This window comes from Allobosea minatitlanensis (assembly GCF_964020775.1).
The window spans coordinates 4,223,785-4,247,991 of sequence record NZ_OZ224509.1 but is presented as its reverse complement, the minus strand read 5'-3'; the positions used below and the strand labels follow the sequence as shown (position 1 = coordinate 4,247,991).

At 69.9% G+C, this 24,207-nt stretch carries 20 protein-coding genes and 1 pseudogene; 6 read left to right on the top strand and 15 right to left on the bottom strand.

Annotated elements, in window-relative coordinates; all coding sequences use genetic code 11:
- Window positions 1-4 precede the first annotated feature (4 nt).
- Window positions 5-493, top strand: a complete 489-nt coding sequence (locus ACWH43_RS20840) for an Lrp/AsnC family transcriptional regulator (RefSeq protein ID WP_158446009.1) — start codon at window positions 5-7, stop codon at window positions 491-493.
- Window positions 494-635: 142 nt separating this feature from the next.
- Here ACWH43_RS20840 and mgrA read toward each other — a convergent pair whose 3' ends face one another.
- The 3 genes from mgrA to ACWH43_RS20825 form a co-directional block, all read right to left on the bottom strand.
- A complete protein-coding gene (mgrA, locus tag ACWH43_RS20835) occupies window positions 636-1,658 on the bottom strand; it encodes an L-glyceraldehyde 3-phosphate reductase (protein WP_158446010.1) in 1,023 nt (340 codons plus the stop codon).
- 264 nt (window positions 1,659-1,922) lie between these two features.
- A complete protein-coding gene (locus tag ACWH43_RS20830) occupies window positions 1,923-3,353 on the bottom strand; it encodes an aldehyde dehydrogenase family protein (protein WP_448153622.1) in 1,431 nt (476 codons plus the stop codon).
- 335 nt (window positions 3,354-3,688) lie between these two features.
- Window positions 3,689-4,126, bottom strand: coding sequence for an Lrp/AsnC family transcriptional regulator (locus tag ACWH43_RS20825; protein ID WP_158446012.1), 438 nt, complete (start codon window positions 4,124-4,126; stop codon window positions 3,689-3,691).
- Window positions 4,127-4,253: 127 nt separating this feature from the next.
- Here ACWH43_RS20825 and ACWH43_RS20820 point away from each other — a divergent pair, with 127 nt between their 5' ends.
- Window positions 4,254-5,312 (top strand): ornithine cyclodeaminase, encoded by a 1,059-nt coding sequence (locus ACWH43_RS20820; RefSeq protein ID WP_158446013.1) that lies wholly within the window; start codon window positions 4,254-4,256, stop codon window positions 5,310-5,312.
- A 4-nt stretch (window positions 5,313-5,316) separates the two neighbouring features.
- On the opposite strand, the gene ACWH43_RS20815 is transcribed toward ACWH43_RS20820, so the two are convergent.
- The 3 genes from ACWH43_RS20815 to ilvA form a co-directional block, all read right to left on the bottom strand.
- The gene (locus ACWH43_RS20815; RefSeq protein ID WP_448153621.1) at window positions 5,317-6,546 is read right to left on the bottom strand and encodes a GTP-binding protein; all 1,230 of its coding nucleotides are present in this window, start codon (window positions 6,544-6,546) and stop codon (window positions 5,317-5,319) included.
- A 130-nt stretch (window positions 6,547-6,676) separates the two neighbouring features.
- Window positions 6,677-7,567 carry a LysR substrate-binding domain-containing protein gene (locus tag ACWH43_RS20810; RefSeq protein ID WP_158446015.1) on the bottom strand — a complete coding sequence of 297 codons (891 nt, stop codon included), beginning with the start codon at window positions 7,565-7,567 and terminating at the stop codon, window positions 6,677-6,679.
- An 81-nt stretch (window positions 7,568-7,648) separates the two neighbouring features.
- Window positions 7,649-9,175 (bottom strand): threonine ammonia-lyase, biosynthetic, encoded by a 1,527-nt coding sequence (gene ilvA, locus ACWH43_RS20805; protein ID WP_448153620.1) that lies wholly within the window; start codon window positions 9,173-9,175, stop codon window positions 7,649-7,651.
- Between the two features lie 296 nt (window positions 9,176-9,471).
- On the opposite strand from ilvA, the gene ggt reads away from it, so the two are divergent.
- Together ggt and ACWH43_RS20795 are read left to right on the top strand one after the other, a co-directional pair.
- Window positions 9,472-11,067, top strand: a complete 1,596-nt coding sequence (gene ggt / locus ACWH43_RS20800) for a gamma-glutamyltransferase (RefSeq protein WP_158446017.1) — start codon at window positions 9,472-9,474, stop codon at window positions 11,065-11,067.
- 88 nt (window positions 11,068-11,155) lie between these two features.
- Window positions 11,156-12,169, top strand: coding sequence for a Gfo/Idh/MocA family protein (locus ACWH43_RS20795; RefSeq protein WP_158446020.1), 1,014 nt, complete (start codon window positions 11,156-11,158; stop codon window positions 12,167-12,169).
- Here ACWH43_RS20795 and ACWH43_RS20790 read toward each other — a convergent pair whose 3' ends face one another.
- From ACWH43_RS20790 to ACWH43_RS20755, 8 genes and pseudogenes are all read right to left on the bottom strand, one after another.
- Window positions 12,170-13,315: a Gfo/Idh/MocA family protein gene (locus tag ACWH43_RS20790; protein ID WP_158446018.1), complete on the bottom strand. Its 1,146-nt coding sequence runs from the start codon at window positions 13,313-13,315 to the stop codon at window positions 12,170-12,172.
- An 85-nt stretch (window positions 13,316-13,400) separates the two neighbouring features.
- Complete coding sequence (gene rocF, locus ACWH43_RS20785; protein ID WP_158448141.1) at window positions 13,401-14,381, bottom strand: arginase; 981 nt, start codon at window positions 14,379-14,381, stop codon at window positions 13,401-13,403.
- 108 nt (window positions 14,382-14,489) lie between these two features.
- Entirely contained in the window at window positions 14,490-15,314 is an 825-nt protein-coding gene (gene efeO, locus ACWH43_RS20780; RefSeq protein ID WP_448153619.1) for an iron uptake system protein EfeO, read from the bottom strand.
- Between the two features lies 1 nt (window position 15,315).
- Complete coding sequence (efeB, locus tag ACWH43_RS20775) at window positions 15,316-16,635, bottom strand: iron uptake transporter deferrochelatase/peroxidase subunit (protein WP_158448139.1); 1,320 nt, start codon at window positions 16,633-16,635, stop codon at window positions 15,316-15,318.
- The gene (locus ACWH43_RS20770; RefSeq protein WP_448153668.1) at window positions 16,632-17,579 is read right to left on the bottom strand and encodes a cupredoxin domain-containing protein; all 948 of its coding nucleotides are present in this window, start codon (window positions 17,577-17,579) and stop codon (window positions 16,632-16,634) included. Before ACWH43_RS20770 ends, efeB begins: the two co-directional genes overlap by 4 nt.
- Window positions 17,580-17,657: 78 nt before the next feature.
- Window positions 17,658-18,479, bottom strand: a pseudogene (gene efeU, locus ACWH43_RS20765) (iron uptake transporter permease EfeU); the annotation flags it as partial.
- 192 nt (window positions 18,480-18,671) lie between these two features.
- On the bottom strand, window positions 18,672-20,054 hold the full coding sequence (locus tag ACWH43_RS20760; RefSeq protein ID WP_158443890.1) for an aldehyde dehydrogenase family protein: 1,383 nt from the start codon (window positions 20,052-20,054) through the stop codon (window positions 18,672-18,674).
- Window positions 20,055-20,088: 34 nt separating this feature from the next.
- Complete coding sequence (locus ACWH43_RS20755) at window positions 20,089-21,744, bottom strand: acetolactate synthase large subunit (RefSeq protein WP_158448138.1); 1,656 nt, start codon at window positions 21,742-21,744, stop codon at window positions 20,089-20,091.
- Window positions 21,745-22,064: 320 nt separating this feature from the next.
- Here ACWH43_RS20755 and ACWH43_RS20750 point away from each other — a divergent pair, with 320 nt between their 5' ends.
- Complete coding sequence (locus ACWH43_RS20750) at window positions 22,065-22,301, top strand: hypothetical protein (protein ID WP_158448137.1); 237 nt, start codon at window positions 22,065-22,067, stop codon at window positions 22,299-22,301.
- A 132-nt stretch (window positions 22,302-22,433) separates the two neighbouring features.
- Here the strand turns inward: ACWH43_RS20750 and ACWH43_RS20745 are convergent, their stop codons facing one another.
- Window positions 22,434-23,222, bottom strand: a complete 789-nt coding sequence (locus tag ACWH43_RS20745; RefSeq protein ID WP_158448136.1) for a class II glutamine amidotransferase — start codon at window positions 23,220-23,222, stop codon at window positions 22,434-22,436.
- A gap of 274 nt (window positions 23,223-23,496) precedes the next feature.
- On the opposite strand from ACWH43_RS20745, the gene ACWH43_RS20740 reads away from it, so the two are divergent.
- On the top strand, window positions 23,497-24,096 hold the full coding sequence (locus ACWH43_RS20740; RefSeq protein ID WP_448153618.1) for a TRAP transporter small permease subunit: 600 nt from the start codon (window positions 23,497-23,499) through the stop codon (window positions 24,094-24,096).
- Window positions 24,097-24,207 lie beyond the last annotated feature (111 nt).

Sequence of the window (24,207 nt, the reverse complement as noted above, 5' to 3'; positions counted from 1 at the left end):
ACGGATGGCCCGCCTGCGCCTCGACACGCTCGACCGCAAGATCATCGCGGAACTGCAGATCAACTCGCGCCTCTCGGTGCAGGAGCTGGCCGAGCGCGTCGGCCTCTCCGCCTCGCCCTGCGCGCGGCGCATCCGCATCCTCGAGGAGGCGGGCGTCATCCAGGGCTATGCCGCGATCATCGACCAGACCAGGGTCGGCCTGCCGATCAGCGTCTTCGTCTCGATCAAGCTGGAGCGCCAGCGCGAGGACGAGCTCGACCGCTTCTCGCAGGCCGTGGCGCGCTGGCCCGAGGTGGTGGATTGCTATCTGATGACCGGCCAGCGCGACTATCTGATGCGCATCGTGGTGCGCGACCTGCCGGCCTATGAGCGCTTCCTCAAGGACAAGCTGACCCGGCTCGACGGCGTCGCCTCGATCGAATCGAGCTTCGCGCTGGGGCAGGTCAAGCGCTCCAGCGCCCTGCCGATCGCGGCGGCGCCGGAGGAGGATTAGGCGCGCCTCTCTCACCGCCCGTCATCCCGGACAAGCCGCGAAGCGGCGCCGATCCGGGATCCATGCCGGAACGGTTCAGGCATGGATCCCGGGTCTCCCTTCGGTCGCCCGGGATGACCCGCGGAGGGGGTGACGAAGCGTCCTACCGCTCCGCCGAAGCGGCCCAGATGTTGATGCCGCCATCGACCGCGTGCCTGTCGATCGCCGCCAGCTCCGCGGCCGAGAACTCCGGGTTCTGCAGCGCCGCGACGCAATCCGTCACCTGCTCCGGCCGGCTCGCGCCGATCAGGGCGGAGGTGATGCGCCCGCCGCGCAACACCCAGGCGATCGCCATCTGGGCGAGGCTCTGGCCACGCGCGGCCGCGATCTCGTTCAGCGCCGCGATGTGCCTGATGTTGTCCTCGCTGAGGAAGCCGTCGCGGAAGGAGGGCGCCTTCTTGTCGGCGCGGCTGCCGGCCGGCACGCCCTTCAGGTACTTGTCGGTCAGCATGCCCTGCGCCAGCGGCGAGAACACGATCGAGCCGATGCCCTCGCTGTCGAGCGTGTCGATGAGCTTGTCCTCCTCGATCCAGCGGTTGAGCATCGAATAGCTCGGCTGGTGGATCAGGCAGGGCGTGCCAAGCCGGCGCAGGATCGCGGCCGCCTCCTGCGTGCGCTTGGCGTTGTAGGAGGAGAGCCCGACATAGAGCGCCTTGCCCTGGCGCACGACGGCGTCGAGCGCGCCCATCGTCTCCTCCAGCGGCGTGTTCGGGTCGAAGCGGTGCGAATAGAAGATGTCGACATAGTCAAGCTTCATCCGCTTCAGGCTCTGGTCGAGGCTGGAGATCAGGTATTTGCGGCTGCCCCATTCGCCATAGGGGCCGGGCCACATCCGGTAGCCCGCCTTGGTCGAGATGACGAGCTCGTCGCGAAGCCCGTCGAAATCCTGGCGCAGGATCTCGCCGAAGGCGGTCTCGGCCGAGCCGGGCGGGGGGCCGTAATTGTTGGCGAGGTCGAAATGGGTGATGCCGAGATCGAAGGCGGTGCGGCAGATCTCGCGCATGGTGGCGCGGCTGCCGGTCTCGCCGAAATTCTGCCAGAGGCCGAGCGACAGCGCCGGCAGCATCAGCCCGCTGCGCCCGCAGCGGTTGTAGCGCATCGTGTCATAGCGGTTCGGATGGGCCATGGCGTTTCCTCTCTAATCGATTGAATTCCCGGATCGGATAAAGGCCCGGCGGATTTTGCTCCACCGGGCGCGTGACGGCTTCCAGCTCGCGGGAGAACCACGCCGTCATTCCGGGGCCTTGCGCAGCCATGAGCCCGGATCCCATGAACACGAGGTTGGCGGAAAGGTGCTGCCGGAGTGGCGCTCTACCGATTGTCGTCGCGTTCATGGGTTCCGGGCTCGGGCCTGATGGCCCGCCCCGGAATGACGGCGTTGCGTGTCGTGTCAGGCCGCGGCGTAGCCGACCGTGCCCTTGATCTCGAGGAATTCCTCGAGGCCGAAATCGGCGTATTCGCGGCCGTTGCCGGACTGCTTGTAGCCGCCGAAGGGCGCGCCGGCGTCCCAGGCCGGATAGTTGATGTAGACATTGCCCGCGCGCATCTGCGCCGCGACCTTGCGAGCCCGCTCCTGCGAACCGGACTGGACGTAAGCCGCGAGGCCGTAGGGCGTGTCGTTGGCGCGCTCGACCACCTCGTCCTCGCTCTTATAGGGCAGGATCGACAGCACGGGGCCGAAGATCTCCTCGCGGGCGATGGTCATCTTGTCGGTGACGCCGCCGAACACCGTCGGGCGGACGTAATAGCCGCGGTTCAGCCCTTCCGGCCGGCCGGGGCCGCCGGTGACCAGCGTCGCGCCTTCCTTGATGCCGGCCTCGATCAGGCGCTGCACCTTGTCGTACTGGGCCTCGCTGACGACCGGGCCGAGGAACACGCCCTCCGCCGAGGGAGCGCCGACCTTGAGCGGCTCGGCCACCTGCTTCGCGATGGCGAGCGCTTCCTCGTGCAGCGTCTCCGGCACGAACATCCGGGTCGGCGCGTTGCAGGACTGGCCGGAATTGCGCATCACGCTCTCGACGCCGAGCTTCACCGACTTCTTCAGGTCGGCATCGTCGAGGATGATGTTGGCCGACTTGCCGCCGAGCTCCTGGTGCACGCGCTTGACCGTATCCGCCGCCGCCTTGGCGACGAGGATGCCGGCCCGCGTCGAGCCGGTGAAGGAGACCATGTCGACGTCCGGATGGCGGGCGATCGCCTCGCCCACCGTCGGGCCGTCGCCCTGGACGAGGTTGAACACGCCCTTCGGCACGCCGGCCTCGTCCATCGCCTCGGCGAAGAGGATGGCGTTGAGCGGCGCGATCTCGGAGGGCTTCAGCACCATGGTGCAGCCGGCGGCGAGCGCGGGCGCGACCTTGCACATGATCTGGTTGAGCGGCCAGTTCCACGGCGTGATCATGCCGACGACGCCGATCGGTTCCTTGGCGATCAGGGTGGTGCCGCGCAACTCCTCGAACTCGAAGGTCTCCAGCGTCTCGATCATCTTGGCGAGATGGGCGGTGCCCATCGCGGCCTGGGCCCGGTGCGCCAGCTCCTTCGGCGCGCCCATCTCGCGCGACAGGATGTCGGCGATGGCGTCGTAGCGCTTCTTGTAGGCCTCGGCGAGGCGGCGCATCAGGGCGAGGCGCTCGGCCTTCGAGGTCCTGGCGAAGGCCGGGAAGGCGGCCCGCGCCGCGGCCACCGCCTTGTCGACATTGGCCTGCTCGCCGAGCGCGATGGTGGCGAACACCTCCTCGTTGGACGGATCGACCACGCCGAGCGTGCGATTGCCGGACGGCTTCACCCACTGGCCGTCGATATAGAATTCGAGCTCATGCGCCATGGTCTGGTCTCCTGCCTCGTCTTGGCCCGGGGCGTGGACAGCCTGCCGGAAAGCGGCCGGCGGTCCATGCCTCGGGCGGGAACTGTCGGTGTCGGACGCGAACGGGCGGCCTGGCGCGATCATGCATCGCCGGCCGCCATCGACGCTCGTCTGACGAGGTATAACGTTAGGGGGGCGATGCGCGGCTGTCACCTCATGGCGAAGTGCGTTTGCGGATGGCCGCCATGCAGCGGCGCTTCTTGTCCGAGGACGCACCGGACCGTTTTTGCTCCGCTCGTCATTCCGGGGCGCCGCGGAGCGGCGAGCCCGGAATGACGGCAGCGAGCAGGACAACCTCACAGCCGCGCCTTGACGCTGCGCGGGGTGGCCAGCAGCAGGCTGGTCTCGCTGTTGGTGACGCCGGGGATCAGGCGGATGCGCCGGAGCACCTGGTCGAAGGCGATCAGGTCCGAGGTGCCGAGCTCGACCACGAGGTCCCAGTTGCCGTTGGTGGTGTGGATGCTGGAGACCTCGCTGAAGCCGGAGAGCGCCGCGATCACCGAATCCGCCGCCTGGCCGGCGATCTCGATCATGGTGATGCCGCGCACCGGCAGGTCGATCGCGTCCGAGCGCAGGATCACGGTGAAGCCGATGATCTCGCCGGACTGCTCCAGCTTCTCCAGCCGCGCCCGCACCGTCGCCCGCGTCAGGCCGAGATCGGCGGCGAGGTCGGAGATGCTGCGGCGCCCGTCATGGCGCAGCAGGGTGATGAGCTTGCGATCGGTGTCGTCCATTGTTCGAAATGGATAAATCGTTTTGCCGTTTTGCTCAATATCGGCGCCGATTGTCTCGTTCTGGCTTCTTCCGCCTGCCGCGCAAAACGCGGAGAATGGCTTTTTAAAAAGAACAGCGCGGGGACCCATGATTCAGCAGCTCAATGTCGTGCCTTTCGTCAGCGTCGACCATATGATGAAGCTGGTCCATGCGATCGGCATCGAGCGGATGCTGTCCGAGATCGCGGGCTATATCGAGGAGGATTTCCGGCGCTGGGAGATCTTCGACAAGACGCCGCGCATCGCCTCGCACAGCCTCGAAGGCGTGATCGAACTGATGCCGACCAGCGACGGCAAGCTCTACGGCTTCAAATACGTCAACGGCCATCCCAAGAACATGAAGGCGGGCCTCCAGACCGTCACCGCCTTCGGCCTGCTCTCCGATGTCGCGACCGGCTACCCGGTCCTGCTTTCGGAGATGACCTTCCTCACCGCCTTGCGCACTGCGGCGATGTCGGCGGTGGCCGCCAGGCATCTCGCGCCGAAGCAGGCGGCGACCATGGCGCTCATCGGCAACGGGGCCCAGTCCGAGTTCCAGGCCTTCGCCTTCCGCGCGATCCTCGGCATCGACACTCTGCGGCTTTACGACGTCGATCCGGCGGCGACCGAGAAATGCGCCCGCAACCTCGCCCGCCACGGTTTCCGGATCACGCGCTGCGCCACGGCGATGGAGGCGGTGGAGGGGGCGGAAATCGTCACCACCGTCACCGCCGACAAGCAATATGCGACGATCCTGACCGACAACATGGTCGGCGCCGGCGTGCATATCAACGCGGTCGGCGGCGACTGCCCGGGCAAGACCGAGATCCATCGCGACGTGCTGCTGCGTTCCTCGATCTTCGTCGAATATCCGCCGCAGACCCGCATCGAGGGCGACATCCAGCAGCTCGACCCCGACCATCCGGTCGAGGAGCTCTGGAAGGTCATCGCCGGGGCGGCGCCGGGCCGCACCGACGCCCGCCAGATCACGCTGTTCGACTCGGTCGGCTTCGCCATCGAGGACTTTTCGGCGCTGCGCTACGTCCACGAGCGCATCCGCGAGGCCGGCACCTATGCCGAGCTCGACCTGATCGCGGACCCGGACGATCCGCGCGATCTCTTCGGCATGCTGATGCGCGCGGCGCCGGGCGCGGCCGCCGCGGCCTGAGCTTTCAGGCCGCGTCGCGGTCCCAGCGCGGGAACGGGTCGTCCAGGGCCAGTAGCGCCTGCGTCAGCCCGGTCGCCGGGCTGCCGGTCAGGCAGGCATCGAGCCCGGCGCGGATCGCCGCCTCGTCCATCTCCGGCCCGCCGATGAACACCATCTCCTGGCGCCGGTCGCCCCATGTCGGCGACCAGTGCTTGCGCATCAGCGACTGGAACTCTTCCGAGCGCGGCCAGCGCTCCTTCGGCACCGCCGCCCACCAGCGTCCCATGCCTTCGGTGCGGGTGATGCGCCCGGCCAGCGAATATTCGCCGACCCAGTGCGGCCGGGTCGCCAGCCAGAAATGGCCCTTGGCCCGGATCACGCCGGGCAGGCGCTCGCCCATGAATTCATGCAGCTTCGCCGGGTGGAACGGCCGCCGCGCCCGGTAGACGAAGGAGCGGATGCCGTATTCCTCCGTCTCCGGCACATGGTCGCGGAAGCCGTAGAGCTCCTTGTGCCAGAGCGGATGTTCCTGCGCCTTCTCCTCGCTGTAGAGCTTCGTATCGAGCAGCCGGTCGAGCGGCACGCGGCCGAAATCGGCCTCGACGATGCGGGCGTCGGCATTGAGCCCGCGCACCACCTGCCGGACCTTCTCCAGCTCTTCGGGCGGGACCTCGCCCGCCTTGTTGATCACCACGACATTGGCGAACTCGATCTGCTCGACGAGCAGGTCGACCAGCGTGCGCGCGTCGCCCTCGCCGGCCGTCTCGCCGCGGTCGCCGAGGAAGTCGCGGCTGTCATAGTCCTTGAGCAGGTTGAGCGCGTCGACCACCGTCGCCATGGTGTCGAGCCGGGCGACATCGTCGAGCGAGCGGTCCTCCTCGTCGCGGAAGGAGAAGGTCGCGGCGATCGGCAGCGGCTCGGCGATGCCGGTGCCCTCGATCAGCAGGTAGTCGAACTTCTTCTCCGCGGCGAGGCGGCGCACCTCGCTCAGCAGGTCGTCGCGCAGCGTGCAGCAGATGCAGCCATTGCTCATCTCGACCAGGCTCTCCTCGGTCTTGGAGAGGTTGGCGCCGCCCTCGCGCACGAGATCGGCGTCGATGTTCACCTCGCTCATGTCGTTGACGATGACGGCGACCCGCCGGCCCTCGCGGTTGTTGAGGATGTGGTTCAGGAGCGTGGTCTTGCCGGCGCCGAGGAAGCCGGAGAGCACCGTGACCGGCAGGCGCCGGTCGACGAGAAGGGGAGACGAAGCCATCGGAAAGGGTCCGGTTCGGTGAAAGATGATTTGTTACATTATAACGTTTCATCCATGTCAACCGGAATGGCGGTTGGGCCGCACGCCGCTCCGTTGCGATCCGCGTGAATGACGCCGGCGCGCCGGCCGTTCAGGCCGGCGCCGTTCCGGATTGCGCCAGCGCCAGGAAGGCGGCGGCGGCGCTGGCGAGGTAGCGTTCCTTGTGCCGCAGCGCCAGGAAGCGGCGCTTCGGCAGCGGCAGCGCCACCGTGGCGAGCCGGCCGGCGGCGATGGCATTGGCCGCGACCAGCCGCGAGATCGCCGTCGCGCCTCCGCCGGCCGCGACGGCTGCGCAGATCGCCTCGTTGGAGGGCAGCTCCAGCGCGACCGCCAGATCGCCGGGCGCGAGGCCGAGCCCGGGCAGGGCGGCCTCGAACATGGAGCGCGTGCCGGAGCCCGGCTCGCGCAGCACCCAGGCGCCCTGCCGCAATTGCGCCGCCGCCGGAGGCGCCTTCGCCCAGGGATGGCCGGCCGGCACGACGATGACGAGCTCGTCCTCCGCCACGGCGGTCACGGCGAGGGCGGGATCGTCGATCTCGGCCTCGATGAAGCCGAGATCGGCCGCGCCGTCGCGGATGGCGGCGCTGACGGTCTCGGTGTTGTCGATGGCGAGCGAGACGGCGATGCCCGGATGCGCGCCGCGAAAGCGCTGGATCAGCGGCGGCAGCCAGTAATTCGCCACGGTCTGGCTCGCCATCAGCGCGAGCGAGCCGCGGGCCAGCCCGGAGAGGTCGGTGAGGACGGCCTCGGCCGCGGCGGCGCGGGCGAGCACCGCGCGGGCCTCGGCCAGGAAGAGCCGGCCGGCCTCTGTCAGGGCGATGCGCCGGCCGATCCGGTCGAACAGGCGGGTGGCGTAGCGCGCTTCCAGCGTCGCGATCGCGGAGCTGACGGCCGATTGCGTCAGGTTGAGGGCGCGGGCTCCCTGGGTCAGGTGCTCGCGTTCGGCGACGGCGACGAAGATGCGAAGCTGTTCGAGCGTCATGGCACGCAGCTTACAGCCGGATCGGAAAAACTCAGTCCCGATCCGGCGAGGAAGGCGCCTTTCGCGGCCCGGCCCGGCGCGTCAGGCCGGCGGCGGCGCCGAGAGGAAGGAGAGATAGGCCGGGTTGTCGCTCTCGCTCCAATGCGGGTAGCCCAGGGCCTCGAGCCGCTTCGCGAGCTGCCCGCGCTGGTTCTCCGGGATCTGGATGCCGGCGAGCACCCGGCCGTAATCGGCGCCGTGGTTGCGGTAGTGGAAGAGCGAGATGTTCCAGTCGGCCGAGAGGCTGTTGAGGAATTTCAGCAGCGCGCCCGGCCGCTCGGGGAACTGGAAGCGGAAGATCAGCTCGTCGTCCAGGCCCGGCGCCTTGCCGCCGACCATGTAGCGGATATGCAGCTTGGCGAGCTCGTTGTCGCTCATGTCGAGAACGGGATAGCCGTGCTCGGTCAGCATCGCGACGATCTGGCGCTTCTCGGCCTCGCCTTCCGAGAGCTGGACGCCGACGAAGATGCGCGCGGCCTGCGGGTCGGAATAGCGGTAGTTGAACTCGGTGATGGCGCGCCGGCCGAGGAGCTGGATGAAGGCGCGGTAGCTGCCCGGCTTCTCGGGGATCGTCACCGCCAGCAGCGCCTCGCGCTGCTCGCCGATCTCGGCCCGCTCGGCGATATGGCGCAGGCGGTCGAAATTCATATTGGCGCCGCTGTTGATCGCGACGAGCGCGCCGTTCCGCGCGCCGCCGCGCGCGGCATAGGCCTTCAGCCCGGCCAGGCTGACCGCGCCGGAAGGCTCGGCCACGGCGCGGGTGTCCTCGAAGATGTCCTTCACCGCCGCACAGATCTCGTCGGTCGAGACGGTGACGACCTCGTCCAGCAGGTCGCGGCAGAGCCTGAAGGTCTCCTCGCCCGCCTGGCGCACGGCGACGCCGTCGGCGAAGAGGCCGACCTGGTCGAGCAGGATGCGTTCGCCCGCGGCGATGGCGCCGGCCATCGAGGCGGCGTCCTGCGGCTCGACGCCGATCACCTTGATCTGCGGCCGCAGGAACTTCGCATAGACCGCGACGCCGGCCGCCAGCCCGCCGCCGCCGATCGGCACGAAGATCGCGTCGATCGGACCGGAGTGCTGGCGCAGGATCTCCATGCCGACCGTGCCCTGGCCGGCGATGACGTTGGGATCGTCATAGGGGTGGACGAAGGTCAGCCCCCTCTCGGCCTCCAGCTTGCGGGCATGGCTGTGCGCCTCGTCGAAATTCTCGCCATGCAGCACGACGCGCCCGCCGAGGCTGCGCACCGCCTGGACCTTGATGTCCGGCGTGGTGCGCGGCATCACGATGGTTGCCCTGATGTCGAGCCTGCGCGCCGCCAGCGCCACGCCCTGGGCATGGTTGCCGGCCGAGGCGCAGATCACGCCGCGCCCGGCCTCCTCGGCCGAGAGCCCGGCGATCTTGTTGTAGGCGCCGCGCAGCTTGAACGAGAAGACGGGCTGCAGATCCTCGCGCTTCAGCAGCGCCTGGCCGCCCAAGCGGCCCGACAGGCGCGGCAGCGGGTCGAGCGGGCTTTCGATGGCGACGTCGTAGACGCGGGCGCCGATGATCTTGCGGATATAGTCGTGCATGGAAGGCCCGTCCTTCCAGCCGGGCGCTCCGGCGATAGTCGGCTCAGCCGCAATGTCAATCTTTCGCTGGCCTGCGCAGCCCGGCTTATGCCGGCCATGCGCCCCGCGGGATTGCCAGCGCCGGCTCGAGCGGTCAAAGCCTGGATCATCGCGCGTCCTTCCGGACGCGGTAACGACGATCTGTCTCGTTGCTGGCGCGTCGGATTCTTCCAGAAAGCGGCTTCCGCTTTCCGGTCCGATGCTCCAGCCCGAAAGAAGGCGCCGGAACCGGCGCAAAAAAGGGAACGGAGCGGAAGATGAGCTGGGGCGATCGCGATTTCATGGTACCGGGCCGTTCGGTGGCGGTCGGCGGGCGCGGCATGGCCGCGACCTCGCATCCGGCGGCGACGCTGGCCGCCGTCGACATCCTGCGCGCCGGCGGCAACGCCGTCGACGCCGCCATCGCGGCGGTGGCGGTGCAGGCGGTGGTCGATCCGCACATGACCGGCATCGGCGGCGACTGCTTCGCGATCTATGCCCCCGCCGGCGGCGAGATGGTCGCGATCAACGGCTCGGGCCGCGCGCCCGCCAGGGCCGAGCTCGGCTGGTTCCTCGGCCAGGGGCTGACGGCGATCGCGCCGGATTCGCCCCATGCCGTCACCGTGCCCGGCGCCATCGACGCCTGGTGCCGGCTCGTCGCCGACCACGGCAGCAAAAGCCTGGACGAGATCTTCGCCCCGGCGATCCGCGCCGCCGAGGAGGGTTTCGTGGTGACGCCGCGCGTCGCGCTCGACTGGAACCGCTATCGCGGCCGCATCGAGAAGCACGGCCTCGGCAACGCCGTCTACCTGCCCGGCGGCAAGGCGCCGGCGGCCGGCGACAGGATGGTCCATCCCGCGCTCGGCCGGATGCTGCGCCGCATCGCCCGCGAAGGCCGCTCCGCCTTCTACGAGGGCGAGGCCGCCGAGGAGATGGTCGCCGTCCTGAACAAGGCCGGCAGCCTGATGGCGGTCGAGGATTTCGCCACGGCGAAACCGGATTATGTCGAGCCCATCGGCGCGGATTACCGCGGCCATCGCCTCTGGGAATGCCCGCCGAACGGCCAGGGCATCGCCGCGCTGCTGATCGCGCGCATCCTCGACGGCTTCGACCTCAGGGACGGCAAGCTCGGCGAGGCCGACCGCATCCATCTCCTGGCCGAGGCCAGCAAGGCGGCCTATCGCCAGCGCGACGCGCTGGTGGCCGATCCGGCGGCGAGCCCCTTCGATACCGCGGCGTTCCTGTCCGACGCCTTCGTCGGCCGGCTGCGCGCCGAGATCAGTCTGGAGAAGGCGGCGAAGCCGGAGGCTTTCGACATGCCGCTGCACAAGGACACGATCTATCTCTGCGTCGTCGACGGCGACGGCAACATGATCTCCTTCATCAACTCGCTGTTCTCGGCCTTCGGCAGCGGCATCTATGCGGAGAAATCCGGCGTCATGCTGCAGAACCGCGGCTCGGGCTTCCGCCTGATCGAGGGCCATCCCAACGCCATCGCGCCGCGCAAGCGCCCCTTCCACACCATCATCCCCGGCATGCTCGCCAAGGACGGCCGCACGGTGATGCCCTTCGGCGTGATGGGCGGGCAGTACCAGTCGACCGGCCATGTCCAGTTCGTCTCGAACATCCTCGACCGCGGTCTCGACCCGCAGCAGGCGAGCGACGCAGCCCGCAGCTTCGCCTATGACGGCAAGCTCTCGCTCGAGCCGACGATTCCCGAGAGCGTCGCGGCCGAGCTCAAGGCACGCGGCCATGACGTGGTCCGGGCCGACGAGCCGCTCGGCGGCTGCCAGGCGATCTGGGTCGACCATGCGCGCGGCGTGATGTTCGGCGCCTCCGACCACCGCAAGGACGGCATGGCGCTGGCGGTCTGAGGAACGCGCCCTTAACGCGCGTCCGCTATCGCTGGCGGCGGCAAGGGAGAGGCGCGTGGCGCAGGAAGGGTCGTTCGGCTGGGGAATCATGGGCAGCGGCGCCATCGCCGGGCTCTTCGCCGCCGATCTCGGCCTGCTGCCGCAGGCGCGGATCGCGGCGGTTCACTCGCGCACCCTCGCCGGAGCGCAGGGCTTCGCCGGGCGCTTCGGCGCGGCCGCCTATGCGGACGCGGCCGCCTTCCTCGCCGATCCGGCGGTCGAGGCGGTCTATGTCGCGACCCCCAATCACCTCCATGCCGCGCAGGCGTTGCAGGCGCTCGCCGCCGGCAAGCCGGTGCTGATCGAGAAGCCGGTCGCGCTGAACAGCGCCGATGTCGAGGCCATCGCGCAGGCGGCGCGCGAGCGCGGCCTCTTCGCCATGGAGGCGCTGTGGAGCCGCTTCCTGCCGGCGGTCCGCGCGATGCGCGAGCAGATCGAAGCAGGACGCATCGGAGAGGTCAGGCGCATCCGCGCCGATCTCTCCTATGCCCATCCGCAGGAGCCCGGCAGCCGCTTCTTCGACCCGACGCTGGGCGGCGGCGCGGCCTATGATCTCGGCGTCTATCCGCTGTCGCTGACGCTCCATCTGCTCGGCGCGCCGCTGGCGGCGGGCGGGCGCTGGTTCGCGGCGGCGGGCGGCGTCGATCTGCGCAGCGAATTCCGGCTGGATTACCCGCAGGCCACGGCCGAGCTTTCCTGCGGCTTCGACCGCGACGGCGAGAACCGTTTCCTGGTCGAGGGCACGCGCGGGGCGCTCACCCTCGCGGCGCCCTTCCTCAAGGCGCAGCGCCTGACCTTCGACGCCGATCCCGGCCGCGCCCTGGCGGCCTATGAGCGCGGGCGCGGTCTCGCGGCGCGCCTGCTCGACCGCATCCCGAAGCCCGGGCGCAGCGGCGAGGCCTTTGCCTTTCCAGGCAATGGCCTGCAATTCCAGGCGCAGGCGCTGATGACGGCCGTCCGGGCCGGCGAGACCGATTGCGCGACGATGCCGCTTTCCGACAGCGCCGCCGTGCTGCGGATCGTCGAGAGCGTGCTGGCCCGGCCGCCGGCCGGGCAGGGCTGATCAGAAGCGCGAGCGCGGGCGATAGGGCTGCGGCAGGTCGCGGGCGTTGTTCAAGGCCAGCGCCAGCTCGGTGATGTGCAGCGCCAGCGCGCCTGAGAAGCGGGGGGCCGCCCCGCGCCCGATCGCCTCCGCCTGGTCGGCGACGCCGCGCATGAAGTCGATCTGCGAAGGATAGCCCGGCAGGGCCCTGCTCGCCGGCGCGGCCGGATAGGGCAGGCGCCGGCCGGGCGCCGGCTTCCAGGGCAGGGCGCGCCCGAGCCTGGCTTCGGCGCGGGTGAGCAGGCGCCCGAGCAGCGGGCGCGGCGCCCCGGCCTCCTCGACATGGATGACGGAGCGGTTGTCCCAGAGGTCGCGCAGGGTGAGCGAGCCCTTTTCCGCGAAGATCTGCAGCGAGCGGTCGCGCGGCGCCGCGAGGCCGTTGGTCAGCCGCGCCACGACGCCGGAGCGGAATTGCAGGCAGCCGACCGAGAAATCCGGCGCCATGACGATGTGATCGGTGCCCGGCCCCTTGTCCGGAAAGGTCACGGCCGAGAAGGCGGTCAGGCTCTCGACCGGGCCGAACAGCGTGACGAGCCAGGAAAGGGCGTAGCCGGCATGCTCCAGCGTGCAGCCGATCTCGAACTCGTGCAGCCCCGGCCAGGGCGCGCCGGAGCGCGAGCGCCAGCTCGCCCATTTGTCGCGGAAGACGGGACCGTCCTCCATCGCGGCATAGACCAGCCGCGGCGTTCCGATCCGTCCCCCGCGCAAGGTGTCCTCGACCAGGCGGTGCGCGTCGCTGAGCCCGTTGGCGGGCGCCGTCGCCAGCGTCAGCCCGGCGCCTTGCGCCTGCGCGACCAGCGCCTCGGCCTGCGCCAGCGCCATGGCGAGCGGCTTCTCGCAATAGACGTGCTTGCCGGCGGCGAGCGCCCGGCTGGTGATCTCGTAATGGCTTTCCGGCGTCGTCAGGTTGACGACGATGCCGACCGCCGGATCGGCCAGCAGCGCGTCGAGGCCGGCATAGGCCGGGACGTTGTGGAAGGCGCGGAAGGCTTCGAGGCGCGCGGCGTCGCGGTCCCAGACGCCGGCGAGCGACAGCGCCGGGTGGTTGGCGAGCGTCGTCATGTAGTAGTCGGCGACGAACCCCGTGCCGACGAGCGCGATCTTCATGATCCGGTCCCGTTCCGCCGACATGCGGCCGGCGCTCCAGCCTATCCCAGGCAAGAATGAAGATCGGCTTTCGCGAATCCGGGACTCAGGCCGCGCCGATGGCGTTGGACGGCGTCTGGCGGTCGGTGATCTGCTGGCCGAACAGGCTGCCCGCCAGCTCCACCGCGAGGCGGGCCGTCTGGCCGCGGTCGTCGAGGAAGGGGTTGAGCTCGACGATGTCCATCGAGCGCACCAGCCCGGAATCGTGCAGCAGCTCCATCACCAGATGCGCCTCGCGATAGGTCGTGCCGCCCGGGACCGTGGTGCCGACGCCGGGCGCCAGCGGCGGATCGATGAAATCGACGTCGAAGGAGACGTGCAGCACGCCGTTCGCGGCGCGCACCTTCTCGATGACCTGGCGGATCAGGACGCCGACGCCATGCTCGTCGATGGCGCGCATATCGGCGACGTCGATGCCGCGCGCCTTCACCGCCGCCTTTTCCAGCGGGTCGACCGAGCGGATGCCGAACAGGCTGAGCTGCGCCGGCGGGATCGAGGCGCGCGGCTCGGAGCCGAGCAGGTCGTCGAGGCCGGCCTCGCCGCAGAGGAAGGCCGAGGACATGCCGTGCATGTTCCCCGAGGGCGAGATCGCCGGCATGTTGAAATCGGCATGGGCGTCGAGCCAGAGCACGAAAAGCTTGCGGCCCTGCTCCTGCCAGTGGCGGGCGACGCCGTTGACCGAGCCCATCGACAGGCTGTGGTCGCCGCCGAGGAAGATCGGCGTGGCGCCGGTGCGGGCGAGCGCGTAGGCGCGGGCGCTGAGCGCGCGCATCCAGGCGGCGATCTCGTGGTAGAAGCGAGCGTTCTCGGGCGCGGGGCCCGCGACCGGCTCGAGGTCGCGCGGCAGGATGTCGCCATGGTCCTCGACCGCGTAGCCGAGGCTTTCCAGCACGCCGATCAGGCCGGCGGTGCGCAGCCCGGCCGGGCCCATCAGCGCGCCGCGGCGCGAGGCGCCGACCTCGATCGGCGCGCCGAGCAGGGCGATGCGGCCCTGGGGAGCGGTGGCGGGCGCGGAGATGGCGGTCATGCTGGCAGTCCGTTGGATAGGGAGTCGACAGGCGCTCGGCGCCGATCAGCCGTCATTGGCGCATCGGCTTGCGCCTGTCGAGTGCCGTGCCCGCGTGACCGTTCCGTGTCAGCCCAGGCCGAGCACGCCGCGCAGCTTGGCGAGGTCCTCGGCCAGCGTCGTGATCATCGCGGCGAGCGCCTTGCGGTCGGCCTCGCTGAGCTTGTCATAGGTCTCGAAGCCGCCATCCTTGAGCTTGTACTTGGCCAGGGTCTGGTCGACGGTCGCGAAATTGGCGTCGATCTTCTCCGCAAGCGCCTTGTCCTCCTTGACGACGAGCGGGCGCAGCAGGTCGACGATCTTCTTGGCGCCGTCGACATTGGCCTGGAAGTCCCAGAGATCGGTATGGCTGTAGCGGTCCTCCTCGCCGGAGATCTTGGTGGCCGCGACCTCCTCGATCAGCGCCGCCGCGCCGCCGACCATCTTGTCCGGCGGCACCGTCAGCCCCTTGATGCGGCCCTGCAATTCGGTGACGTTGGCAAGGAGCGCGTCGGCGAAGGGGCCGAGGCCCTCGGTGCTGTTCTTGGCGAAGAGCCCGTATTCGATGCGGTGGAAGCCGGTGAACTCCGGGTCCTCCTCCTTCTTCTCGTGGTCGTCGGCGCGCGAGTCGATCTTGCCGTCGAGATCGCTGAACAGCTCCGCCACCGGCTCGATCATCTCGTAGGAGACGCGGGTCGGCGCATAGAGCGCCTTCGCCCTGGCGAGGTCGCCGGCCTTGACCGCGTCGGTGAAGACCTTGGTGTCCTTCGCCAGCTTGTCGACGCCCTGCGCGACATAGAGCTTGTATTCGGCGACCGGGGCGACGAGGTCGAGCGGCGAGGCGGCCTGCGCCGGTCCGGCGGCGACAGCGGCGATCAGGCTGGCGCCGGCCAGCCACGCGAAACGCAAGCTCATCTCAGTCTCCTGTCTTGCGGGGGGAAGTCGAGGCCGAAGCCGGCGCGATGCCGCGCGCGGCCCGGATCAGCCCGGCGCCGAGATGGCTGCCGGCATCGGCTACGCCCGGCAGGGCGAAGAAATAGCCGCCGCCGACGGGCTTGATGTATTCCTCCAGCGGCTCGCCATCGAGCCGCCTCTGCACGGCGATGAAGCTGCGCTCGAGGTCCTGCTGGAAGCAGATGAAGAGCAGCCCCATGTCGAGCTGGCCGGCGCGGGTGACGCCGTTGGAATAGTTGAAGGGCCGGCGCAGCATGCGGCTGGATTCGGTCTCCGGCCGGCGCGGATTCGCGAGCCGGATATGGGCGTCGAGCTTCGTGCGCCTGCCCTCGGGGTCGTCGGCATAGACCGGCTCGTCATATTCGTGCCGGCCGCCGATCGGCGCGCCGCTCGCCTTCTCGCGGCCCATGATGTCCTGCTGCTCGCCGAGCGGCGTGCGGTCCCAGCGCTCGACGAAGTTGCGGATGATCCTGACCACCTGATAGCTGCCGTTCACGGCCCATTCCGGCTCGTCGGAACCGGGCTGCACCCAGACGAGGCGGTCCATCAGCGTCGCGTCGGCCGCGTCGGGATTGGCCGTGCCGTCGCGGAAGCCGAGCAGGTTGCGGGCGCTCTCGGCCGGCTCGCCATGCCTCGGCTTCAGCACCGGGACGGTGCCTTCCTGCTTCCAGCGCAGCACCATGAGGTCGGGCGTGTTCTTCAGGATGTCGCGCAGGGCGTGGATGTTGGTGTCGGCGGTGTTGGCGCAGAACTGCAGCAAGAGGTCGCCATGGCAGAGCCGGCCGTCGAGCGCGTCGTTGCGGAAGCGCTTCATCCGCTGCAGGCGCCTGGGCTTGAGGGGCGCCAGCCCGAAGCGCTCGTCGAAGAGCGAGGCGCCGAGCGCCACGGTGACGGTGAGGTTGTCGGGCGCGATGACGGGGCCGAGGATGCCGCTGTCCGGCGGCGGGAAGGCCGGATCGGCGGTGGCGGCGGGGCCGCCCTCGGTCAGGAAGGCGATGCGCTCGGTCAGCAGGCGCAGCAGCCGTTCGAGCTCCCCGAGCGAGGTCGCGGTGACGTCGAAGGCCGCGACGAGGCCGGTGGCCGGGCGCGGCGTGACGATGCCGGATTGGTGCACGCCGTAGAAGGGCTGGCGCTGGGCGGCCGCGTCGCTTTCGGGGGCCGCCGCCGGATTCCGCGCCGGCTCGCTCGCCGCCTGCGCCAGCGAGGCGCCGCCGAGGGCCGCCGTGCCGCCGGTCAGGAGCGCGCGCCGCGAGGGGGAGAAGGGCTTGCCCGGCCTTGTCATGACTTGCGCTCCGCCTCGGGCAGGGCGAGCGCCTTGCGCATGGCCGAGAGATCCTCGGCCAGGGGAAGCAGCGTCGCGCCCGGCCTGGCCCCGCCCGGCTCGGCCTCGCGCGGCAGCTCCGCGAGATCGGCCTTCGTCCGCGCCGCCAGCCCGGGGTCGATCCGGTTGGTCAGGGGCAGCAGGAGCTGCGCGATGCCGCGCGCGGCGGCAAGCGCCTCGTCCGGCACCGTCTCGCCGCCTTCGGCGGAGAGGAGCGCGACCGCCCCGGCCAGCATCGTGTCCGGCAGCACGGTGCGCTGGCCGAGCGCCGCGCGGAAGGCTTCCCCCGCCTGCCGGGTTTCGGCCGGCGAGGCCGCGACGTCGCCGCCGAGAGCGGCCTGCGCCTTGCCGAACAGCGCCTCCAGGGCGGAATCGCCCGCCGTCGCCGGGCGAAGCGCCGGCAGCAGGGTGGAGGCCTCGCGCCGGGCCGCGGCCGCGGCCTGCGTGTCGCCGGCCTCCCGGGCCTGCGCGAAGGCGTCGAGCGCGGCTCCGAAGGCGGCCGAGCGCTCGGTCAGCAGGGCGCGGTATTCGGCGGCCGGGCCGACCATGTCCATCAGGGTCAGGGCCGGGCGCGGCTGCGTCGCCGAGGCCTGCACGATCAGCCGGCCGCGCGGGGCGCCGAGCAGGCCGCAGGTGATGGCGTATTCGCCGGGATGGAGCTGCGTCGTCAGCCGGCGCGACTGGCCGGGCGCGATGTTCTCGCGCTCCTCAAGCACCATCACGCCGTCGAGGATCTCCCATTCGAGCACGCGCTCGCCGCGATTGCTGACGACGAAGCTGGCCTTCCCCGCCGGGACCGTCAGCGTGGCGGGCTCGCAGGTCCTGTCGGTGATCGCGATGGCGATGTCCCCCGCGCCCGGCGTGGCGGCGCGCCGGTTGCCGGCGGCGTAGACGAAGACGCCGATGCCGCCGCAGACCAGCAGAAGCGTGGCGCCGGCGGCGAGCTTCAGCCGCGGCGAGCGGCGCGCCGCCGGGCGCGCGGGCGCGGCCGCGCCGGCCGTCTCCGGCCGCCCGGCGCCGAGGAACAGCGCCAGCATCGGCACCAGGAAGGCGAGATAGGCGATGACCTCGCCGAGCGCCGCCCGCTCCTGATAGCCGAAGAAGCCGGAGAGGATCGCGCCGAGCGCCCCGTCGGCCGGCAGCACCGCGCCGAGATCGTAGACGTTCTGCTGGAGATGGTTCCACAGCCCGGCCTCGTGCAGCGAGCGCACGGCGTTGGCGACCAGCCCGGCCGCCACGAACAGGATCAGGATGCCGGTCCAGCGGAAGAAGGCGCGCAGGTTGAGCTTCACGCCCAGCGCATAGATGGCGTAGCCGATCACGACGGCGAGCAGGATGCCGAGCCCGGCGCCGAGCGCGGGCGCCCAGCCGCCGTTCTGCTGGAAGATGGCGAGCAGGAAGAACACCGATTCCAGTCCCTCGCGCACCACGGCGAGGAAGGCGAGCCCGACCAGGGCGAGGCCCTGATGCTCGCCCGCCAGCGCCGCATCGACGCCGGCCTGCAATTCGCCCTTGATCGAGCGCGCCGCCTTGCGCATCCAGAACACCATCGAGGTCAGCATCGCGGCGGCGACGAGTCCGATCACCGCCTCGAACAGTTCCTGCCCGCGCTGCGGCAGTTCGCCGGCGACGATGTCCAGGATGGCGCCGGCGGCGAGGCTCGCCGCGCAGGCGAGGCCGACGCCGACCCACAGCGCCGGCAGCCATTCGCGCCGCCCGCTCCTCACCAGATAGCTCGCGACGATGCCGACGATCAGCGCCGCCTCGACGCCTTCGCGGAGCATGATGAGGAAAGGTACGATCACGGCGAACTGAGCCCGATGCGCGTCGCGGGCGCTGCCGCCCGCGGCGCAGATGCCCCCCGTGCCTAGGCACCTCGGGGGCGCAGGTCAACCGAAACCGTTCAGTTTAGAATGATGATAAACTTCTGATATCGTTGCTCTTCTCGTGACCGCGCCTGCGGGGCGGGGGCCGCCTGCGGGCATGGCGGAGGGCGTTCAGGGCCGCTTCAGCAGGATCATCTTGTCCTGCGTCATGTCGTGCATGGTGTAGGGGATGCCGCCGGTGCCGTAGCCCGAGACGCGCCGCCCGGCGAAGGGCATCCAGTCGACGCGGAAGCTGGTCGGGTCGTTGACCATCACCGCCGAGGCCTCCAGCCGGTTGGCCGCGCGCAGCGCCACGTCGATGTCCTGCGCGAAGATGCTCGACTGGAACGAGACCGGCAGGGAATTGGCCCGCGCGATGGCGTCGTCGAGATCGCGATAGCGGTAGATCGCGACCGCCGGCCCGAAGATCTCCTCGCGCGAGATGCGCGCATCCGGCGCGGGGTCGACCAGCACGGCCGGCGCCAGCGTCGTCTCGGACAGGCGCCTGCCGCCGGTGAGCAGCTTGGCGCCGCCCTTGACCGCCTCGTCGATCCAGGCGGCGACGCGGTCGGCCTCCTTCGGGGTGATCAGCGGGCCGACCTCCGTGTCCTTCAGGGTCGGGTCGCCGGTGCGCAGCGTCTTGACCCGCGCGACCAGGCGCTCGGTGAAGTCGTTGACGATGGAGTCATGGACATAGATGCGCTGCGTCGACACGCAGACCTGGCCTGCATGGTAGTAGCCGCCCTTCACGATCGGCTCGATGATCGCCTCGAGATGGGCGCTCCGGTCGACGATCGCCGGGGCGACGCCGCCATGCTCCAGCGCCGAGCGGGCGCCGGGCGCGAGCCTGGAATGCAGGTGCCAGCCGACCTTGGCCGAGCCGATGAAGCTGAGGAAGGCGATGCGCGGATCGGTCGCGAGCTTCTCGGCCAAGGCCGTCTCTGCCGGCACGAAGCTCTGGCACCAGGCCTCCGGCAGGCCGGCCTCATGCGCCAGCCTGACGAAGTCGAGGCAGCAGAGCGGCGTCGTGCCGGCCGGCTTGACGATGACCGGGCAGCCGGTGGCGATGGCCGGCGCGACTTGATGGACGATCAGGTTGAGCGGGTGGTTGAAGGCGGAGATCGCGGCGACGATGCCGATCGGCTCCTTGGTGGTGAAGGCCCAGCGCCCCTCCGCCGCCGCCGAGAGCCCCATCGGGATCTCGCGGCCGGAAAGGTCGCGCAACGCGTCGGCGGCGTTGTGGACGCCGTCGATGGCGCGGTTCGTCTCGACGATGGCGTCCGGCAGCGGCTTGCCGCCCTCGCGCGCGATCTGCATGGCGAAATGGTCGCGCCTGGCCTCCACCAGCCCGGCGAGCTTGCGCAGGATGGCGATGCGCCGATGCGGCTTCAGCCAGGCGTCGCGGTTCTTGAAGGCGGCCTGCGCGGCCTGGAGCTTGCGCTCCAGCGCGGCCTCGTCGTCGGTCTCGATCTCGGCGATCGGGGCGCGGTCATAGGCCTGAACAACCTGGAGCATGGTCGTCTCCTTGAAAATGCGATGAGCGCGAGGGTCAGGCCAGATCGACGTCCGGCACCTTGTTGCGCAGTTCCTCGACCAGGACGCGCGTATTCTCGGAATAGTCGATCGGGCAGTCGACGAGATGGACGCCGCCGCCCTTGAAGGCCGCCTCCAGCGTCGGCACCAGCGCCTCGGCCGAGGTCACGCGCGAGCCCCTGGCGCCATAGGCCTCGGCATAGCGCACGAAATCCGGGTTGCCGAAGGTCATGCCGAAATCGGGGAAGCTGTCGACGGCCTGCTTCCAGCGGATCATGCCGTAGGCGCCGTCGTTGAGCACGAGCACGACGAGGTCGAGCCCGAGCCTGACCGCCGTCTCCAGCTCCTGCGAATTCATCATGAAGCCGCCGTCGCCGCAGACCGCCATGACGCGCCGCTCCGGATGCAGGATCGCCGCCATCATCGCCGAGGGCAGGCCTGCCCCCATCGTCGCCAGCGCGTTGTCGAGCAGCAGCGTGTTGGCGACATGGGTGCGGTAGTTGCGCGCGAACCAGATCTTGTACATGCCGTTGTCGAGGCAGACCATGCCGTCCTCCGGCATCACCGTGCGCACGTCGTGGACGAGGCGCTGCGGCGTCACCGGGAAGCGGTCCTCCCCGGAGCGGTCGTTGATCCTGGCCAGGATGCGCTGGCGCAGCTCCAGCAGCCTGGTCTGTTCGGGCAGCTTGCCGCCCAGCCGTTCGGCCAGCGCCGTCACGCTCGCGCCGATATCGCCGACCACCTCGGCGTCGGGGTGGTAGACCTGCTCGACCGTGGCCGACTGGTAGCCGATATGGATCACCTTGGGCCCGCCGGCCGAGCGCATCAGGAAGGGCGGCTTCTCCACCGTGTCGTGGCCGACGGCGACGATCAGGTCGGCCGCCGCCACGGCCTCGTGGACATAGTCTCCTTCCGAGAGCGCGGCTGTGCCGAGATAGAGGTTGGAGCCGCCGGTGACGGCGCCCTTGCCCATCTGGGTGTTGAAGAAGGGCACGCCGATCCGGCGCACGAAGGCCGAGAGCGGCTCGACCAGCCGCGGCCGGTTGCCGGCGGCGCCGATCATCACCAGCGGGCGCTTCGCGGCGAGGATCAGCGCGGCGGCGCGGTCGAGCGCGGCCGCCGGCGCGACCGGCTGGTCGAGCGGATGCACCGGGATCAGGGGAGCGTCCGCGATCTCCTCGGCGGCGACATCCTCGGGCAGTTCGAGATGGACCGGGCCGGGCCGCTCCTCCATCGCGACGCGGAAGGCGTCGCGCACCGTCGCGGGGATGCTGGCGGGGCTGACGATCTGGCGCGTCATCTTGGTCAGCGGGCGCATCGAGGCGACCACGTCGACGATCTGGAAGCGGGCCTGCTTCGCCGTCTTGATCGCCTTCTGGCCGGTGATCAGGATCATCGGCATCGCGCCGAGATGGGCATAGGCCGCGCCGGTCGAGAAATTCAGCGCGCCGGGGCCGAGGGTCGCCAGGCAGACGCCGGGCCTGCCGGTGAGCCTTCCATGCGTCGCGGCCATGAAGGCGGCGGCCTGCTCGTGCCGGGTCAGCACCAGCTCGATCGTCGAGCGGCGCAGGGATTCGAGGACGTCGAGATTTTCCTCGCCGGGAACGCCGAAGACGCGCTCGACGCCCTCGTTCTCCAGCGCCTCGACCAGAAGATCGGAACCCTTCTTCATCGCCGGCAGCCTTTCATGGAAGCATCGCCCGTGGCGGGCCGAGGCTAGGCCTTGCAGTTAGGAAGGCAATCGCGCCGTTGCGAGGCGCGCGTGGCGCATGACGGCTGCCGGCCGGGCGCGCAGGGCGCCGTTTCCGGTTTTCCGCGGCGCGGGTGAAGCAACGATGCAGATGACAGGTGGTATTCGTTGCGCGATCTCCTGTCACGGCGATGTGATTATTCGGGTCGCGGAGCCGTGAACGCGGCAGGCTGGTCCCGGGATTGGAAAGCGGCGGGCGATGACTAGCTCGAATCCTGTCAGTCCAAGCACAGGAGGCTATCATGCTTTCACGCAAGACCTTTTCACGCAGAACCCTTGCCGTCGTCGCGGCCCTGCTCCTCTCCGGAGCCGGATCGGCTGCCTATGCCGCCGAGCTCGGGGCCGCGAGCATCGTGCACGAACAGCAACAGAATGCCCGCGCTTTGGCGGAGCAGAAGCAGTATCTCGCCTATCACGAGCATTTCAAGGGATTGCCGACCCCGCCGGCTCCCACCGGGCAGCTTCCTCACCACAACTGAGCGGCCGCCACGGCAGGAGGCGCCGCCACGGCAGGAGGGGTCGCCCGGCGCGGCCCCTCTTCGCGCGTTCTCCCGCTCGTCTTCCCCGCTGTGCTGCGGCCTGCGGCGATGCGCGGGCCGGCGTGGCCGGGCTCAGGCGGCCTGCCGCAGGGCCGGCGCGAAGGGGGAGAGGCTGACCCTGCCGCCCCTCACCGTCGCCAGCGTGTTGCAGGGCAGGGCCTGCCAGCATTCGCGCGCCGCATCGACCGGCTCGGAGGCGATGACGACGCTGTCCTCCCTGGCGCAGAGATAGAGGCTCGGCGGCCGCGCGTCGGACGACCAGCGCACGGCGTGGATGGTTTCGCCGTCGGCCAGCGCCGCCGCGCAGCGCAGGGGCTCGCGCGTGCCGGCTTCCGCCATCAGCGAGAGCGCCTCCGCCAGCGCCGCGGCCAGCGCCTCGCCCGCGGCGAGCCCGCGCGCCATCCCTGCGATCGCCAGCAGGAAGATCGCCTCGGAATCGGTGGTGCCGGCGCGGGCGCCGTAGAGCGCGTCCGGGATCAGGTTCTCGAGCTTGCGCCGGATCGCGCCATAGCCGCCGATCTGGCCGTTATGCATGAACAGATGCCGGCCATGGACGAAGGGGTGGCAGTTCGCCCGCGTCGTCGCCGTGCCGGTGGCGGCCCGGACATGGGCGAAGAACAGATGCGAGCGCACCTGCCTGGCGATCGAGAGCAGGTTCTCGTCCGACCAGGCCGGCCTGACCTCGCGATACTGCCCCGGCTCCGGGCGCTCGCCATACCAGCCGACACCGAAGCCGTCGCCATTGGTGCCGGTCTTGGCCTCGGCGGCATGGAGCGACTGGTGGATCAGCGAATGGCAGGGCGAGGCGACGAAATCCTCGAGGAAGACCGGGGCGCCGGAATAGGCGAGGAAGCGGCACATGGAGGGCTCGAATCAGTCGCAGGCGGAGCGAAGGCGGAGAATGATCTCCTCCAGACATGAATGGCGACATAATGATTCTTCTGCGCCGCCGGCGGCGGCGGGTTCTGCCCGGCGCTCCGGCCTGGGCGGACCTGCCGCTTTCGTCCAATGGATGAGGCCGCTGCCGTCTTGCGCAGGGGCAAGCGCTCCTATACCGATCCACCCCACAAGAGCGCATAACCGGCAGACGGGCGAAGCATGACCGGGCTTGGCGCAGGGCAGGGGGAGCGGGACCGTGAAGGGCCTCCTAGGATTGAGCCGTTTGATTGACCTGATTAACGGGTTTGTTGGGCGGAAGGTTGCGTGGCTGATCCTGGTCGCGGTCGTCGTTGCGGCGGTGAACGCGCTGGTCCGGAAGATCTTCAACGTGTCGTCGAATGCGTGGCTCGAGCTGCAGTGGATGCTGTTCGGCGCGGTGTTCCTGATGTGCGCGTCGTGGACGATGCAGGTGAAGGAGCATATCCGGATCGACATCGTGAACAGCCTCTTGCCGCGCCGGGTGCGGCAATGGATCGAGCTGCTCGGCCATCTCTTGTTCCTGATGCCGTTCTGCGTGCTGATCGTCTACCATTCCTGGCCGTTCTTCCTGCGCTCCTGGGAGATCGACGAGCAGTCGCTGTCGGCGGGCGGTCTGCCGCAATGGCCGGCCAAGGGGCTGGTGGTGATCGGCTTCGCGATGCTGACGCTGCAGGGCGTCTCGGAGATCATCAAGCAGGTGGCGATCATGCGCGGCGACCTCGACGACGAGGAGGGGCCGGGCGGGCATGGCGCGGCGGCGGAGGCGGAAGCCCAGCGGCTGCTCGATCAGGCCAAGGAACAGGGGCTCGCCTCGTGAGCCGCCCGCAAGACCGTCGGACCCTTCCCATGCACGCTTCCCGCCTTCCGCGCCTGGCCGGCCTGGTTCTGGCCCTGACCGTCCTGGCCTATTTCGGGCTGCATACCGGCG